General features: G+C 45.7%; 18 protein-coding genes, 1 tRNA gene and 2 other annotated features. All 19 genes read left to right on the top strand.

What is annotated here, in order from left to right:
• The first annotated feature begins 61 nt into the window (after positions 1-61).
• The 19 genes from ACZ42W_RS21475 to rplL all read left to right on the top strand — a co-directional run bounded on the left by ACZ42W_RS21475 (position 62) and on the right by rplL (position 13,973).
• Positions 62-1,225 carry a PIN/TRAM domain-containing protein gene (locus ACZ42W_RS21475; protein ID WP_464167296.1) on the top strand — a complete coding sequence of 388 codons (1,164 nt, stop codon included), beginning with the start codon at positions 62-64 and terminating at the stop codon, positions 1,223-1,225.
• A complete protein-coding gene (ispD, locus tag ACZ42W_RS21470) occupies positions 1,218-1,919 on the top strand; it encodes a 2-C-methyl-D-erythritol 4-phosphate cytidylyltransferase (protein WP_464167295.1) in 702 nt (233 codons plus the stop codon). Before ACZ42W_RS21475 ends, ispD begins: the two co-directional genes overlap by 8 nt.
• 186 nt (positions 1,920-2,105) lie before the next feature.
• On the top strand, positions 2,106-2,294 hold the full coding sequence (locus tag ACZ42W_RS21465; protein ID WP_464167294.1) for a hypothetical protein: 189 nt from the start codon (positions 2,106-2,108) through the stop codon (positions 2,292-2,294).
• 389 nt (positions 2,295-2,683) lie between these two features.
• On the top strand, positions 2,684-3,160 hold the full coding sequence (gene ispF, locus ACZ42W_RS21460; protein ID WP_464167293.1) for a 2-C-methyl-D-erythritol 2,4-cyclodiphosphate synthase: 477 nt from the start codon (positions 2,684-2,686) through the stop codon (positions 3,158-3,160).
• Positions 3,161-3,224: 64 nt separating this feature from the next.
• Positions 3,225-4,679, top strand: a complete 1,455-nt coding sequence (gene gltX, locus ACZ42W_RS21455; RefSeq protein WP_464167292.1) for a glutamate--tRNA ligase — start codon at positions 3,225-3,227, stop codon at positions 4,677-4,679.
• 133 nt (positions 4,680-4,812) lie between these two features.
• Positions 4,813-5,029, top strand: a binding site (T-box leader).
• A gap of 38 nt (positions 5,030-5,067) precedes the next feature.
• On the top strand, positions 5,068-5,790 hold the full coding sequence (cysE, locus tag ACZ42W_RS21450; protein ID WP_464167291.1) for a serine O-acetyltransferase: 723 nt from the start codon (positions 5,068-5,070) through the stop codon (positions 5,788-5,790).
• A complete protein-coding gene (gene cysS, locus ACZ42W_RS21445; RefSeq protein WP_464167290.1) occupies positions 5,741-7,177 on the top strand; it encodes a cysteine--tRNA ligase in 1,437 nt (478 codons plus the stop codon). The genes cysE and cysS overlap by 50 nt, the downstream gene beginning before the upstream one ends.
• A gap of 29 nt (positions 7,178-7,206) precedes the next feature.
• Positions 7,207-7,647: a Mini-ribonuclease 3 gene (locus ACZ42W_RS21440; protein WP_464171127.1), complete on the top strand. Its 441-nt coding sequence runs from the start codon at positions 7,207-7,209 to the stop codon at positions 7,645-7,647.
• Positions 7,648-7,790: 143 nt separating this feature from the next.
• Entirely contained in the window at positions 7,791-8,468 is a 678-nt protein-coding gene (thyX, locus tag ACZ42W_RS21435; protein WP_464167289.1) for an FAD-dependent thymidylate synthase, read from the top strand.
• Between the two features lie 7 nt (positions 8,469-8,475).
• Entirely contained in the window at positions 8,476-9,273 is a 798-nt protein-coding gene (gene rlmB / locus ACZ42W_RS21430) for a 23S rRNA (guanosine(2251)-2'-O)-methyltransferase RlmB (protein WP_464167288.1), read from the top strand.
• Between the two features lie 73 nt (positions 9,274-9,346).
• Entirely contained in the window at positions 9,347-10,000 is a 654-nt protein-coding gene (gene sigH, locus ACZ42W_RS21425; RefSeq protein WP_464167287.1) for an RNA polymerase sporulation sigma factor SigH, read from the top strand.
• Positions 10,001-10,214: 214 nt separating this feature from the next.
• Positions 10,215-10,289 (top strand) — tRNA-Met (locus ACZ42W_RS21420).
• A gap of 149 nt (positions 10,290-10,438) precedes the next feature.
• Entirely contained in the window at positions 10,439-10,588 is a 150-nt protein-coding gene (gene rpmG, locus ACZ42W_RS21415) for a 50S ribosomal protein L33 (RefSeq protein WP_464167286.1), read from the top strand.
• 117 nt (positions 10,589-10,705) lie between these two features.
• Positions 10,706-10,927, top strand: a complete 222-nt coding sequence (gene secE / locus ACZ42W_RS21410; RefSeq protein ID WP_464167285.1) for a preprotein translocase subunit SecE — start codon at positions 10,706-10,708, stop codon at positions 10,925-10,927.
• 73 nt (positions 10,928-11,000) lie between these two features.
• Positions 11,001-11,528, top strand: coding sequence for a transcription termination/antitermination protein NusG (nusG, locus tag ACZ42W_RS21405; RefSeq protein WP_464167284.1), 528 nt, complete (start codon positions 11,001-11,003; stop codon positions 11,526-11,528).
• A gap of 34 nt (positions 11,529-11,562) precedes the next feature.
• Positions 11,563-11,991 carry a 50S ribosomal protein L11 gene (rplK, locus tag ACZ42W_RS21400; RefSeq protein ID WP_464167283.1) on the top strand — a complete coding sequence of 143 codons (429 nt, stop codon included), beginning with the start codon at positions 11,563-11,565 and terminating at the stop codon, positions 11,989-11,991.
• 50 nt (positions 11,992-12,041) lie between these two features.
• On the top strand, positions 12,042-12,731 hold the full coding sequence (gene rplA, locus ACZ42W_RS21395; RefSeq protein ID WP_464167282.1) for a 50S ribosomal protein L1: 690 nt from the start codon (positions 12,042-12,044) through the stop codon (positions 12,729-12,731).
• 64 nt (positions 12,732-12,795) lie between these two features.
• Positions 12,796-12,925: a sequence feature (ribosomal protein L10 leader region), on the top strand.
• Between the two features lie 36 nt (positions 12,926-12,961).
• On the top strand, positions 12,962-13,486 hold the full coding sequence (gene rplJ, locus ACZ42W_RS21390; RefSeq protein WP_464167281.1) for a 50S ribosomal protein L10: 525 nt from the start codon (positions 12,962-12,964) through the stop codon (positions 13,484-13,486).
• A 115-nt stretch (positions 13,487-13,601) separates the two neighbouring features.
• A complete protein-coding gene (rplL, locus tag ACZ42W_RS21385) occupies positions 13,602-13,973 on the top strand; it encodes a 50S ribosomal protein L7/L12 (RefSeq protein WP_464167280.1) in 372 nt (123 codons plus the stop codon).
• Positions 13,974-14,001 lie beyond the last annotated feature (28 nt).

Raw genomic sequence — 14,001 nt, 5'->3', positions numbered from 1 at the left:
CGTATAGCAAGTATAACACAAAAAGATTTTAGCCAAAATAAGGAATAAAGGAGGTGAGGCGATGATTCGCAATATAATACGCGGTATCATCACAATTTTATTCGGTGCTATAGGCTTCTATTTGGACTATATCTTATTAGAGTTGAATGTCTTGCAATCTCTAGGATGGCAGTATTCCCCTGTTTGGACTTACGTAGCGATGGTTGTTGTTTTCGCTACCCTAGGTTTCGTGATTGCTCCAGCGAGTATTCGAGGGTTTCTTGCTTTGATGCGTTGGCTAGACACCCGTATGACGAAAATCCCTACACATGATTTGATAGGTGGAGCATTCGGAATTATTATCGGACTTATAATTGCTAGTTTATTAAGCAACGCATTAGCGGGTATTCCGTTTCTAGGTTCGATATTATCTATTTTGTTAAGCCTCTTCTTAGGGTACTTGGGGCTTCTGGTTGGAGTAAAACGTAAAGAAGAAGTTTTGGGATTTTTCACATTCTTACCCAAGCTCCGAGGGGATAAATCCGAAAAGAACAAAGATAAGTCTGGTCGGGGACATGCTTCTGAACCCTCCTTCCAGAACTATAAAATCCTTGATACGAGCGTAATTATCGATGGACGTATTGCGGATATTGTTCAAACGGGATTTGTTGAAGGGGCGCTCCTTGTCCCAGGATTTGTGCTTGAAGAACTCCAACATATTGCTGATTCCTCAGATCTCTTGAAGCGCAATCGTGGCCGTAGAGGACTGGATATCTTGAACCAAATCTCGAAAGAAATGATCATTAAGGTGGAAATCTCTGAGCAGGATTTCGAGGATATCGCAGAAGTTGATAGCAAGCTTGTGCGGTTAGGGCAGGTTCTTGGTGCACCGATTCTCACGAATGATTACAACTTGAATAAAGTGGCGGAGCTGCAAGGGGTTAAGGTCTTGAATATCAATGAATTAGCTAATGCAGTAAAGCCAGTCGTTCTACCAGGAGAAGAGATGCTTGTTCAAGTTATGAAAGAAGGTAAGGAATCCGGTCAAGGCGTAGCCTATCTCGATGACGGAACGATGATTGTCGTGGATAACGGCAGACGGTATATGGGACAGCATATCACGGTTATGGTGACAAGCGTCTTGCAAACGGCTGCAGGACGGATGATTTTTGCGAAGCCGAAAGTGCTCGTTGAAAAAAAGCAGATTGGCCTTCCATCGACGAATGAGGTGAATGCCCTTGGTTGAATTGGGCGTTGTGATTCCTGCTGCTGGACATGGAAAACGGATGGGGGCCTCTATTAACAAACAGTTCGTTCCTTTATCTGGACGGCCGATTTTAGCGCATACTCTCGCCTTGTTTGAAGCGTCAGAGTATGTCGCCGAGATTGTTATCGTAGGCTCACAAGGGGATTTGGAAAAGATTCATGGTTTAGTCCGTGAACAGGGCTTTAAAAAGGTATCCTCTATCACCTTAGGGGGAAAAGAACGCCAAGAGTCAGTTTTTGCGGGGGTTAAAGCTCTTAGTCCTGTCATCCAACGGGTGGCGGTACATGATGGGGCTCGCCCCCTTTTGACATTAGAGGCACTTCACCGTTTTTTTACAGAAGCGGAAGAGTCTAGTGCAGCCATTATGGCCATACCCGTCAAGGACACAATCAAAAGAGTAGACTCACTCGGTAAGGTACTCGAGACTCCCCCACGTGAAACCCTGAGAGCGGTTCAGACCCCACAGGTCTTCGATCGTGCACTCTTAGAGGAGGCTCATCAAAAGGCAGCCAGTGCAGGGTATTTGGCTACCGATGATGCAGGGCTTGTTGAGTGGCTCGGGTATCCCGTTCAAGTACTTGACGGATCACCAGAAAATATTAAAATTACTACACCGGAAGATTTAACCTTCGCAGAAGGTATACTTGCTAAGCGCGCACTTAAGAAAGCTTAACGGGCGTTTCGTGCAAGTCGAGTTAAGTTAGGTCGAGCGATAACGGGAAGCCTATGCAAGTCGAGTTACGTTACAGACGCTCGGAAATACGCTCGCAAAGCAAACTAAGGGCTAAACTGCTTCTTGCAAGCTGCGGGGTACCCGCCTAAATCGCCATCCCTGGCTCAATAGGCGGCGGACCACGTCGTGTGGCCCGCCCCGCTATCTGGGGAGCAGTTTAGCCCAAGTTTGCTAGCTGCTCGCGAAGAAACCTCGCGTTCTGTAATCGTAACTCACTTTGCAGGAAGGCTTGGGTTTAGCTTTCTGGGTCTGATGGTGCTGTATGGCGGCATGAAAGCCTACCCAGAAAAGGACCTGAAAGACCTGGAAGCGTAGCTTTTCGGGCAGAAGTGAACGACTTCTAGCGGAAGGGCGTTAAATCGAACGAGGCTTTCGGGGGGTAGCGGCGCCACTGGTTCACATGCAGTAAGCAGAAGGGTTTGGCAACGAAAGTGTCCAGTGGACATTTTTGCCCGAGGCGGCATTCCGCAAATGATACCCATCCGCCGAAGGTGCTCCCCCGGAAGCGAGTGAGGAAGCCCTGGAGCTATTGAGTACGTGAGTCTCCGGTGGAGATTCACGCCCGAAGGTACGCTGCGCGAAAAGCTACACGACCCGATAATTGCGCACTCTAAATGACCTTAGAGTACAAGCACCTTTTGCTGCAGTAAACGACACGAGCAGTTGAACTGCTCGAGTACATGCTTTTAAGGAGACATGCCTTCATGCATAGAGTCGGAATCGGCTACGACGTCCATGCCCTAGTCGAAGGACGTCCATTAATCTTAGGCGGAATCGAAATCCCCCACGAACGAGGCCTCTTAGGCCACTCTGACGCGGATGTCCTAACTCATGCGATTATGGATGCCCTGCTCGGAGCTTTGGCCTTAGGTGATCTAGGCAAGCACTTCCCAGACACTGATGAGAAGTACCGAGGCATTTCAAGCATAAAACTGCTGGAGTACGTCATGGGACTGCTCGAAGAGCGAGGCTACCGAATTGGGAATCTCGATTGTATTCTCGTAGCACAGCGACCAAAGCTGGCTTCTTATATTCCAAAGATGCGAGAAGAGCTTGCGAAAACCCTCCAAACTGACCAGGAGAATGTCTCCGTTAAGGCGACAACGACAGAACGTTTGGGCTTCGAAGGTCGTGAAGAAGGAATGAGTGCTCAAGCAATTGTCAGCGTCATTAAAATTTAAGATTTGATTTTTTCATTATTGATATTATCAGAATAAGATTGATTATGTTAGAGGGAGGATATACATGCTTAAAGTTCGTTTTGCACCGAGTCCAACGGGACCCTTACATATTGGTGGAGCGCGTTCAGCACTTTTTAATTATTTACTGGCTCGAAAAGAAAATGGGGTATTTATTGTTCGTAGTGAGGATACAGACCTGGAACGCTCGAGCCGCGAGTCAGAACATAATATTCTCGAGGCCCTGCGCTGGCTTAATATCCAGTGGGATGAAGGGATTGAAGTCGGTGGAGAGAATGGTCCCTATCGCCAAACAGAACGGCTTAAACTTTATCAAGAATATACAGATAAGCTTCTAGCTAGTGGAAAAGCCTATCATTGTTATTGCTCTGAAGAAGAGCTTGAGCAAGAACGTCAGGAACTTATTGCTCAAGGGGAAACTCCGCGTTATCGTGGGAAGTGTCGAAATCTTACTCCAGAGGAACGTAAACAGTATGAAGCAGAAGGACGTAAACCTGTAGTGCGCTTCCGAGTTCCTGAAGGAGAGCAGATTGTGATTCATGACCGCGTACGCGGTGAGGTGATCTTTGAAAGTGATGGGATCGGAGATTACGTCATAGTAAAATCGGATGGAATCCCTACCTATAATTTTGCCGTCGTCATAGATGACACGACCATGAATGTAACACATGTCATTCGAGGAGAGGAACACCTTTCCAATACTCCTCGTCAGCTTCTGATTTATGAGGCGTTGGGGTTACCAACTCCTGAGTTTGCCCATATTTCCTTAATTCTCAATACAGAAGGACGGAAAATGAGTAAACGAGATGGAGATACAGCAGTTATCGATTATCAAGCAAAGGGGTATTTGCCTGAGGCTGTCGTGAATTTCATCGCACTTATGGGTTGGTCACCAGCAGGAGAGGAAGAATTCTTCACACTCGAGGAAATGACACAAGCTTTCTCTTTGGATCGAGTCTCAAAAAGCCCGGCCGTTTTTGATTTGAATAAATTAAACTTTATGAATGCCCAATACATTAAGAAGGCATCACCTGAGCGTTTAACAGACATGGCTTTGCCCTACCTTCAAGAGGTTGGAATTATGCCACAAGGGGAAATCTCGGAACAAGAGAGAACCTGGGTGAGTAAGTATGTTCAAGCGATCATCAATCACCTTTCTTACATGGCTCAGGTCAAGGATTTCGTCCATTACTTCCATGGATCAGAAGCACCTGCACCTGAAGGAGAGGCCTTGGAAATTCTAAAAGGGGAACAGGTCCCCGAAGTCTTAGAACTTCTCGCTTCAAAATTAAAAGAATTGGAAGAAATCACTATAGAGAATACAAAACCTCTGCTGAAGCAGATTACAAAAGAGCTTAAGCTCGGAGGTAAGCAAGTCTATATGCCTATTCGGATCGCTCTGACCGGGCAGATGCATGGGCCGGAGCTCTACGATATTATCCCACTCCTAGGACTTGAGAACGTACTCAGTCGATTGGAGCACACGAAGAAGCTTCTCTAGTCTAGTTATAACAGGTCTGCATAAAGGACTTCTGGTAACCTTCTCGCTACAATCCTGTATATTATTGACACAATCCTACGGATTCACTATACTTACACCAAGTAGATGCATAGTATATTACATGGTATATTGGATAGACGTGATGAAGGGAAAAAGTAGGAAGACGACCTTTGTTCTTAGAGAGGGTGGATTACGGTGGAAGCCATCCCAGAGGGTCTTTCGAAGTGCATCCTGGAACGGAGAAGAGATGGCATGAGCCTTTCTTCCGTAAGGCTGCGTTAAAGCTAGAAGTGGAGCAGGGGCTAACTTGCTCAATCAGAGTGGAACCGCGGAAATCCTTCGTCTCTGGACGAGGGGTTTCCTTATTTTTTTAAGAAGGTGATTTGTAATGTTTCACCAGTTGAGACAGGATATCCGCGTGATTTTCGACCGAGATCCAGCGGCTAAGACGATTGTCGAGGTTATTCTATGCTATCCCGGACTTCACGCCCTCATTTCCCATCGGATGGCTCATTATTTGTATAAGAAGAATTTGGTTCTTCTCCCGCGTTTGATTTCTCAGATCTCGCGTCTTTTTACTGGGATAGAGATTCATCCTGGAGCGACCATTGGACAGGGTCTTTTTATTGACCATGGGATGGGAGTTGTCATTGGAGAAACAGCTGAGGTCGGGGATAACGTGACCATTTATCAAGGCGTAACTTTAGGGGGCACTGGGAAGGAAAAAGGAAAGAGACATCCCACGATTGGGAATAATGTTTTCATCGGATCGGGTGCGAAGATTTTAGGCTCGATCAAAGTTGGAGATAATGTAAAGATAGGCGCCGGGTCTGTCGTGACGAAACCTGTCCCGAATGATTCGACTGTCGTAGGAATCCCAGGCCAAATCGTTGTTCATCATGGAGTTCCGATCAAAAAAATGGATCTGGGCCAATTCCAAGCATCGGATCAGGATTTACGAGAAGAAGAATTACCTGATCCAATCCAGGAAATGCTCCGTTGCTTGATGGAACGAGTCAACCACTTAGAGCGGAAATTAGGGGAAAAGGAGAGTCGATTCGATGTCTTTGAGATTATTCAACACAATGACGCGTCAAAAAGAAGAGTTTAAGCCTCGTGAAGAGGGAAAAGTCGCGATGTACACCTGTGGACCTACGGTTTATAACTTTTTCCATGTTGGAAATGGACGAATGCTCGTAGTCTTTGATATGATACGGCGTTATCTCTTGTTTAAGGGGTATGATGTTACGTTTATCCAGAACTTTACGGATATTGATGATAAGATTATTCAGCGGGGTAAAGAAGAAGGTATGGATCCGCTCGTTTTATCTCAGAAGTATATCCGAGAGTACTTCCAGGATGCTAAGGCACTCAATCTTATGCCAGCGACCATTCATCCGAAGGCTACAGAGCATATTCCTGAGATGATCGAGATCGTCAAAGGGTTGATAGACTCAGGGTTAGCCTATGAAGTCGATGGGGATGTCTATTTTTCCGTAGGTAGTTTCCCTGCTTACGGAAAGTTATCGGGACGGACATTAGAAGATATGCAGGCGGGAGCCCGTGTCGAAGTGGATGAACGAAAAAAGAATCCTATGGATTTTGCCCTTTGGAAAAAGGCAAAACCGGGTGAACCCTCCTGGGAAAGTCCTTGGGGATTAGGACGTCCGGGTTGGCATATTGAGTGCACAGCCATGTCTTTAAAATATTTGGGTTCAGACTTTGATATTCATGGAGGCGGAGGGGACCTTGTGTTCCCACACCATGAGAATGAAATAGCACAATCGGAAGGGTATCTTAAGGGAGAAACCTTTGCCCGGTATTGGATGCATAATGCTTTCCTTACGGTGAACCAACAAAAAATGTCGAAATCCCTGGGGAACTTCTTTACTGTTCGTGAGATTCTTGAGCATTTTTCAGGAGAAGTTATCCGTTTTTACCTCTTAGGGACGCATTACCGAAGCCCACTTGATTTTGATGATGAGAACTTAGCGATGGCTCAAAAAGGGCTTGAACGCTTGCAGACGAGTATTCGCTTAGCCGACGAGGCTCTAGGGCGAAAAGGTCAGGAGCCTTTGGAAGCAGAAGCAGATGATAAATTTAGTAAGTCTGCAGAGGAAGCGAGAAAGAGTTTCGAGGCGGCCATGGATGATGATTTTAATTCCGCTCTCGCTTATGCAAGCTTGTTTGAGTTAGGAAAGGCAATCAATGCCCATCTCCAGGCTTATCCCTACACATCAGCTGGACTGATAAAGGCTCGGGCTACTCTTGTGGAACTTGCAGATGTATTGGGTTTTGATTTAGCAAATCCTGCTAGCAATGCTGGAGCAGGGAATGAAAAGCTAGATCAAGTCATGGAGGTACTCCTGGAAGTCCGTGCTAAAGCACGTCAGAAAAAGGATTGGGAAATGTCCGACCTGATTCGGGATAAGCTTAAAGAGCTTGGGATCATCCTTGAGGACACCCCTCAAGGAGCACGTTGGACCTTTAAAGGATGAAAGGAGGGAGGGCATTCTGCCCGAACCTTATGCCAAGATCCTGGCAGGAAATGAATGCCCTGACCCTGGCCTATTTAGGTGATGCGGTTTATGAGCTTTGGGTAAGGACGCATCTTCTCACTCTAGGCTACGAAAAAGTTAAGGATTTACATCGTTTAGCTACAGAATATGTCCGAGCTTCTACTCAAGCGTCATTGCTCCATCAGATTCTCCCTCACCTTGATGAAACGGAAAGTCAGGTTGTACACAGAGGGAGAAATGCTAAAGGAGGACATCCCAAAAGTACAGATGTCGTGACCTACCGACATGCCACAGCCTTTGAGAGCTTAGTTGGGTACTGGCAGATGACGGGGAAGACTGAACGAATGCTGTGGGCTTTTGAGCAGTTAGACGAGCTACTTAGGGATTCTGAAAAGAGCAGAGTAGGCCATGAAATTCAGGAGAGTTCTGGATTTCAGGGAGAATTGTAAAGTTAGAGAAAACCATTAGATAATTAGAACAAACCTTGGGTAGAAGAAAAGGTTTGAAAAGATTGTGGACGCAGAAGAATTAAATTAGGCATTAAATATAAAATTATGAATGTTATTTATAGAGGGGTATAGGGGGCAGAATTGTGAACGTTGAATTGATTCAATACACTCCGGATCCAGAGAAGGTTGTTGCAGCAGCGGCGCGTTTATGCTACTCGTCAGATCCAGTGCCTGAATTATTGGAGCAGTTAGACGAGGAGAAGGTGGCAAACTTTGTTCGTAAGCTCCGCTCCATGGGGCATCTTTCTCCTTTTGAGCATGTAAGCTTTCAATTTTCGATTGATGGGGTTTCCCGTGCCTTATCTCATCAATTAGTTCGTCATCGGATAGCAAGCTACTCACAACGTTCCCAACGTTATGTGAAAGAAGAAGGCTTTGAGTTTGTTACACCACCGAGCATTCGAAGAAATCCAGAAGCGTTAGAGAGATTCGAAAAGGTTATGGACAGTTTGCAAGAGGAGTATCAAGCCCTACTGGGGATGGTACCTGCAGAGGATGCACGCTATATTCTTCCGAATGCCTGCACGACCTCTTTGATGGCGACTTTCAACGTCCGCTCCTTGCTGAACTTCTTTGAGCATCGAACCTGCACGAGAGCTCAGTGGGAGATTCGTGTGCTTGCTGAAAGAATGCTGGAACTCGTTCGCGGGGTAGCTCCGAATATCTTTGGGGATGCGGGACCAACGTGTGTGACTCAGGGAGTGTGCCATGAAGGGGCAATGAGCTGTGGAAGGATTAAGACGATCAGTAAGAAGGGATGACTCTCGAATGAATGATGAAATCGTTTATGGCAGAAACCCAGTATGGGAACTACTTCAATCCGGAAAGCCCATCAATAAAGTCCTTTTTCAATCCGAAGGGACGGGTGGGAGATTCCAGGACATGGTCAGCCGTGCTCGAGCGCAGCAGATCCCTTTTCAATTTGTGGACAAAGCGGCTTTGGACCGATTGGCAGAAAAGGCAAATCATCAAGGGGTGCTCGCTTATGTCTCTCCACGAGAGTATGCAGAAGTGGAGGATATATTGGCTTTAGCAAAGGAGAAAGGGGAAGATCCCTTTATCCTAGTCCTCGACGAAGTCGAAGATCCTCATAATTTAGGAGCACTGATTCGTACAGCGGACGCAGCCGGGGTTCATGGAGTGATTATTCCTAAACGGCGAAGTGTTTCCTTAACCTCGACCGTAGCCAAGACGTCTGCTGGTGCAGTGGAACATGTCCTAGTTGCCCGTGTCGGAAATTTAGTTCAGACTCTTGAAACGTTGAAAAAAGCAGGCTGCTGGGTGTCCGGAGCAGAAGCCGGAGGAACAGAGGTTTATCGTTCGGATCTCACTGGCTCAAGGGTTATTGTTGTCGGAAGCGAGGGTAAAGGCCTAAGCCGACTGATCAAAGAAACCTGTGATGAGATTGTGAGCCTCCCAATGAAGGGACAGGTAAATTCCTTAAATGCAAGTGTTGCAGGGTCGATTCTTTTATATGAAGTAGTCCGTCAGAGACGAACGAAGCAACAAGAGCCGACAGAACCTCCGAAACTTCGCCTTGACGCTTTTCAAAACTCTCAGGTATAATTAGTATGTTCTTGCGGACAAGAGCGGTATTCCATTGCAACATCTTCATCACCATGATACGGGAGGGATCGCTTTGACTCTTAACGCCCAACTAGAAGTGTCGGATGGGTGCGACACGATTGAGGTCATAGTGGATGAAGAAATCGTAGAGCAGGCCAAAGACGGTGATGCCGTAGCACTCGAATACTTGATCAATAAGTACAAGAACTTTGTAAGAGCAAAAGCACGATCCTATTTTCTGATCGGAGCAGATCGTGAAGATATTATCCAAGAGGGTATGATCGGTCTCTACAAAGCGATTCGAGATTTCCGCGGCGACAAGCTCTCCTCATTCCGGGCCTTTGCTGAGTTGTGTATTACTCGGCAGATCATAACGGCGATTAAGACTGCGACACGGCAAAAGCATATTCCTTTGAACTCGTATGTGTCGTTGAATAAGCCTATCTATGATGAAGACTCGGATCGCACCTTACTTGATGTGATCTCTGGAACCCGAATTACGGATCCGGAAGAAATCATCATTAGTCAGGAAGAATTCGATGACATCGAAGAAAAAATGGGGGAAATCTTAAGTTCCCTTGAATGGAAAGTCCTTATGGCCTATCTTGAAGGCAAATCCTATCAAGAAATTGCAGTTGATTTGAGAAGACATGTAAAATCAATTGATAATGCCTTGCAGAGGGTAAAGAGAAAGCTTGAGCGCTATCTCGAACGAAGAGATGGATAACCCAGTTACTCTACATATGGAATCCTTTAAGTAAAATCTTACTTGCATTGTACCGGCCTAACTTAGCCGGTTTTTTGCGTTAAAAAATTAAGACGTAAAAATAAATATAATAAATCATAGCAATAGGGGTGTATTTTTGCGCTAGATGGTATATACTATATAAGTGGTAGGAACAAATGGATAAGCGTTCATCCCTGCCCACCATTATATTCGTCGCGGGATGGAGCAGCGGTAGCTCGTCGGGCTCATAACCCGAAGGTCGTCGGTTCAAATCCGGCTCCCGCAACCAAGAGAGTATTACTCCGTGGTAACAACCGCGGAGTTTTAAATTTTCTGATTGTCTACTAATTCTTGACAGGATAAGTCACATGTGATAATGTATTGTGAGCATGGATTTAATCCGGATTTATACGTTATTGCCCAGGGAGGTGTTCGCGAATGCGTGTTGGCATTACTTTAGCTTGTTCTGAATGCAAAAACCGGAATTATGCTTCTATAAAAAATAAGAAAAATAACCCGGATCGTTTGGAAGTCAAGAAATATTGTAAGTTTTGCAAGACCCACACAGCTCACAAAGAAACCAAGTAATTGTCCTGGAATGCTTGGCGTAAGTCAAGTTTGTTTTATTCTTGCTCGCAAATCGGCGGTACGCCGGGAAGCGTTGTCGAGTATGGGTGGCTCAGAGTCTTGTAAGGATGTGATTGGATGGGCGCTATAAAGAAGCCAACAAATACTCCTGGACAAAGAGAAAAATCCTCGGAGTATTTCAGAGGTGTTTGGAGCGAACTTAAGAAGGTACACTGGCCAGACCGTAAACAACTGTTGACTTATACAGGGGTTGTTTTTGTTGCTGTAGCAATTGTTTCTGTATTGCTATGGATTGTCGACAGCGGGTTGAGCATTGTGTTATCTAAGATTCTCGGATAGGTACTCAAACAGGTTGTCCTTTAATAGTGGCAAGGAGGTTTGGGGCCTTGTATTGGAGGTTCCTGTTCGAAATATGACGAAAAATTGGTATGTCATCCACACCTATTCCGGCTACGAGAATAAGGTGAAGACGAATCTCGAAAAACGCGTAGAGTCCATGAATATGGAGGATAAGATTTTCCGCGTTCTTGTTCCTATGGAAGATGAGATTGAAATCAAAAATGGGAAGAAGAAAATTGCAAAGCGCAAAGTGTTTCCAGGGTATGTCTTAGTGGAAATGGATATGACTGATGACTCTTGGTATGTTGTACGCAATACTCCGGGAGTTACTGGATTTGTCGGAACAGGCGCAAAGCCGATTCCGCTTCTTGACCATGAGGTTGTGAATATCCTGAAACAAATGGGCGTAGAGGAAGTCCGTACTCGCATTGATTTTACCGTGAATCAAAATGTTCGCGTTACATCTGGCCCGTTCAAGGATTTCATCGGAGTCGTTCGGGAAATCCTAGAGGATAAAGGCAAACTTAGAGTTTCTGTATCTATGTTTGGACGGGAAACTCCAGTCGAACTGGATTTTGCCCAAGTCGAAAAAGTCGACTAAGCAGATAGAATTACCCTATTAAGGAGGTGTTAACATGGCAAAGAAAGTCGTTGGTTTGGTTAAATTGGCGATTAACGCGGGTAAAGCAACACCGGCACCTCCGGTTGGTCCTGCCCTCGGTCAGCATGGGGTCAATATTATGGCCTTCTGCAAAGAGTACAATGAGCGCACAAAGGATCAAGTCGGACTTATCATTCCGGTTGAGATTACTGTTTACGAAGATCGCACGTTTACCTTTATTACCAAAACCCCGCCGGCATCGATTCTCTTGAAAAAGGCAGCGAACATTAAGTCTGGTTCCTCTGAGCCTAATCGTAAGAAGGTGGCCCAGGTCAATAAGACTGCAGTTCGTGAAATTGCTGAACTGAAGATGAAAGATCTCAACGCGGCAAGTGTTGAAGCGGCAATGAGTATGGTCGAAGGTACTGCGCGCAGTATGGGTATCGTCATCGTCGAAGGTTAATGAGTATGTGGGAGGGCATAAGCCCGAATAACCACTAGGAGGTTTTAAGAATGGCCAAAGTTGGTAAGAACTATCAAGAAGCGGTAAAAGCATTCGACCGCACTGCCCTTTATGAGCCTGCTGAAGCTTTAGCTGTCGTTAAAAAGGTCGCTAAAGCAAAGTTTGACGAAACCGTTGAAGTGGCATTCAAGCTCGGTATTGATACTCGTCATGCCGATCAGCAAATCCGTGGAGCCTTGGTGCTTCCTAACGGAACCGGTAAAACTCGTAGCGTCTTAGTTTTTGCTAAAGGTGAAAAAGCCAAAGAAGCAGAGGCTACAGGTGCAGATTTTGTCGGTGCTGAAGATATGATCGCAAAGATCGAGCAAGGCTGGTTTGGTTTTGATGTTGTTGTAGCAACTCCTGATATGATGGGTATGGTTGGTAAACTCGGACGTGTGCTCGGTCCTAAGGGCCTTATGCCGAATCCGAAGACCGGAACTGTCACCTTTGATGTTGCTAGAGCAGTTAAAGAGATCAAAGCTGGTAAGATTGAATATCGTGCAGATAAAGCCGGTATCATTCATGCCCCGATCGGCAAAGTTTCCTTCAGCGAAGAGCAGCTCTTCGAGAACTATCGTGTTCTATCAGAGACACTGGTAAAAGCAAAGCCAGCTGCTGCTAAAGGGCAATATATCCGTAGTGTAACCGTCTCCTCTACGATGGGACCTGGTGTACGGATCAATCCGGTCAAAGCTTAAACTATTCCATAGTTTGGATTGGAATGTTTCTTGACAGGTTTTCATAGATAAGATATACTCTACTGGAATTGAATAACATCCGCTGTAGACAGCAGGAGCTGAGAAGCTTAATATCCTGCCGAGGTTGGAGAATACGCCGAATAATATTGGGCATTCTTAACCTCTGCAAAAGCGGAGGTTTTTTTAATGAAATAAAAGTGGGTTTATCTATCGGAAGGAGGTGGACTTAAATGCCAAATATCGAAGAAAAAGCACAAGTGGTTGCTGAGATTAAGGAAAAGCTCCAAAGCTCCTCAGGGGTCGTTCTGGCTGATTATCGCGGTCTGACGGTTTCCCAGGTAACCCAACTTCGCGCACAATTACGTCAGGCAGGCGTGGAATACCGCGTTCTGAAGAACACTGCAGTTCGCCGTGCGGCACATGAAGTCGGTATCGAAGGTTTAGATACCTATCTTGAAGGACCTACAGCGGTTGCCTTCAGTGCTGACCCGGTCGCTCCGGCTAAGGTGTTGGCTGACTTTGCAAAGACTTCAAAGAACTTTGCAATTAAAGCTGGCGTAGTCGAGGGGAAAGTTATAGATATGGCTGGAGTTAAAGCTCTTGCCGAACTACCTTCTCGCGAAGTTCTTCTTGCTCAAGTCCTGCGTGGAATGCAAGCTCCGCTTACAGGCATGGCGAATGTACTTCAAGGGCCGATCCGCAAAATGGGTTATGCCTTGGAAGAAGTGCGTAAGCTTAAAGAGGCTCAAGCCTAATCAAGGTTTGAAGTTCGACACACGAGGTACGATAGTGCGGATTGCATAATGAGTACCCGATGGAATCGAGTGAATTCAAAAATATTTTTTAGTGATATTAAGGGAGGAAATTTCAATGTCTAAAACTGCTGAAATTCTCGAAGCCGTAAAAGGCTTAACCGTTCTCGAGCTTGCTGAGCTCGTAAAAGCTTTCGAAGAAGAATTTGGTGTTAGTGCTGCTGCTCCTGTAGCTGTAGCTGCTGCTCCTGCTGCTGCTGCTGCAGTAGTAGAAGAACAAACCGAATTCGATGTTATCCTTACAAACGCTGGCGCTTCCAAAATCAACGTTATCAAAGTTGTTCGTGAAGTAACTGGCCTTGGTCTGAAAGAAGCTAAAGACCTCGTTGACAACGCTCCTAAAGCTGTTAAAGAGAAAGTTAGCAAAGACGATGCAGAAGCAGTCAAAGCTAAACTTGCTGAAGCTGGCGCAACTGTAGAAGTTAAATAAGTTTAACGATACGAATGAAAGGTGCTTC

The organism is Desulfitobacterium elongatum, from assembly GCF_055378975.1.
This window is presented reverse-complemented; position numbering and strand designations above follow the sequence as displayed.

Bases quoted from the DNA above. Each gene is read 5' to 3' on its own strand.
- ACZ42W_RS21475 (WP_464167296.1), top strand. From the start codon at position 62: ATGATTCGCAATATAATACGCGGTATCATCACAATTTTATTCGGTGCT.
- ispF (WP_464167293.1), top strand. From the start codon at position 2,684: ATGCATAGAGTCGGAATCGGCTACGACGTCCATGCCCTAGTCGAAGGA.
- gltX (WP_464167292.1), top strand. From the start codon at position 3,225: ATGCTTAAAGTTCGTTTTGCACCGAGTCCAACGGGACCCTTACATATT.
- cysE (WP_464167291.1), top strand. From the start codon at position 5,068: ATGTTTCACCAGTTGAGACAGGATATCCGCGTGATTTTCGACCGAGAT.
- cysS (WP_464167290.1), top strand. From the start codon at position 5,741: ATGTCTTTGAGATTATTCAACACAATGACGCGTCAAAAAGAAGAGTTT.
- ACZ42W_RS21440 (WP_464171127.1), top strand. From the start codon at position 7,207: ATGCCAAGATCCTGGCAGGAAATGAATGCCCTGACCCTGGCCTATTTA.
- rlmB (WP_464167288.1), top strand. From the start codon at position 8,476: ATGAATGATGAAATCGTTTATGGCAGAAACCCAGTATGGGAACTACTT.
- rpmG (WP_464167286.1), top strand. From the start codon at position 10,439: ATGCGTGTTGGCATTACTTTAGCTTGTTCTGAATGCAAAAACCGGAAT.
- secE (WP_464167285.1), top strand. From the start codon at position 10,706: ATGGGCGCTATAAAGAAGCCAACAAATACTCCTGGACAAAGAGAAAAA.
- nusG (WP_464167284.1), top strand. From the start codon at position 11,001: ATGACGAAAAATTGGTATGTCATCCACACCTATTCCGGCTACGAGAAT.
- rplK (WP_464167283.1), top strand. From the start codon at position 11,563: ATGGCAAAGAAAGTCGTTGGTTTGGTTAAATTGGCGATTAACGCGGGT.
- rplA (WP_464167282.1), top strand. From the start codon at position 12,042: ATGGCCAAAGTTGGTAAGAACTATCAAGAAGCGGTAAAAGCATTCGAC.
- rplJ (WP_464167281.1), top strand. From the start codon at position 12,962: ATGCCAAATATCGAAGAAAAAGCACAAGTGGTTGCTGAGATTAAGGAA.
- rplL (WP_464167280.1), top strand. From the start codon at position 13,602: ATGTCTAAAACTGCTGAAATTCTCGAAGCCGTAAAAGGCTTAACCGTT.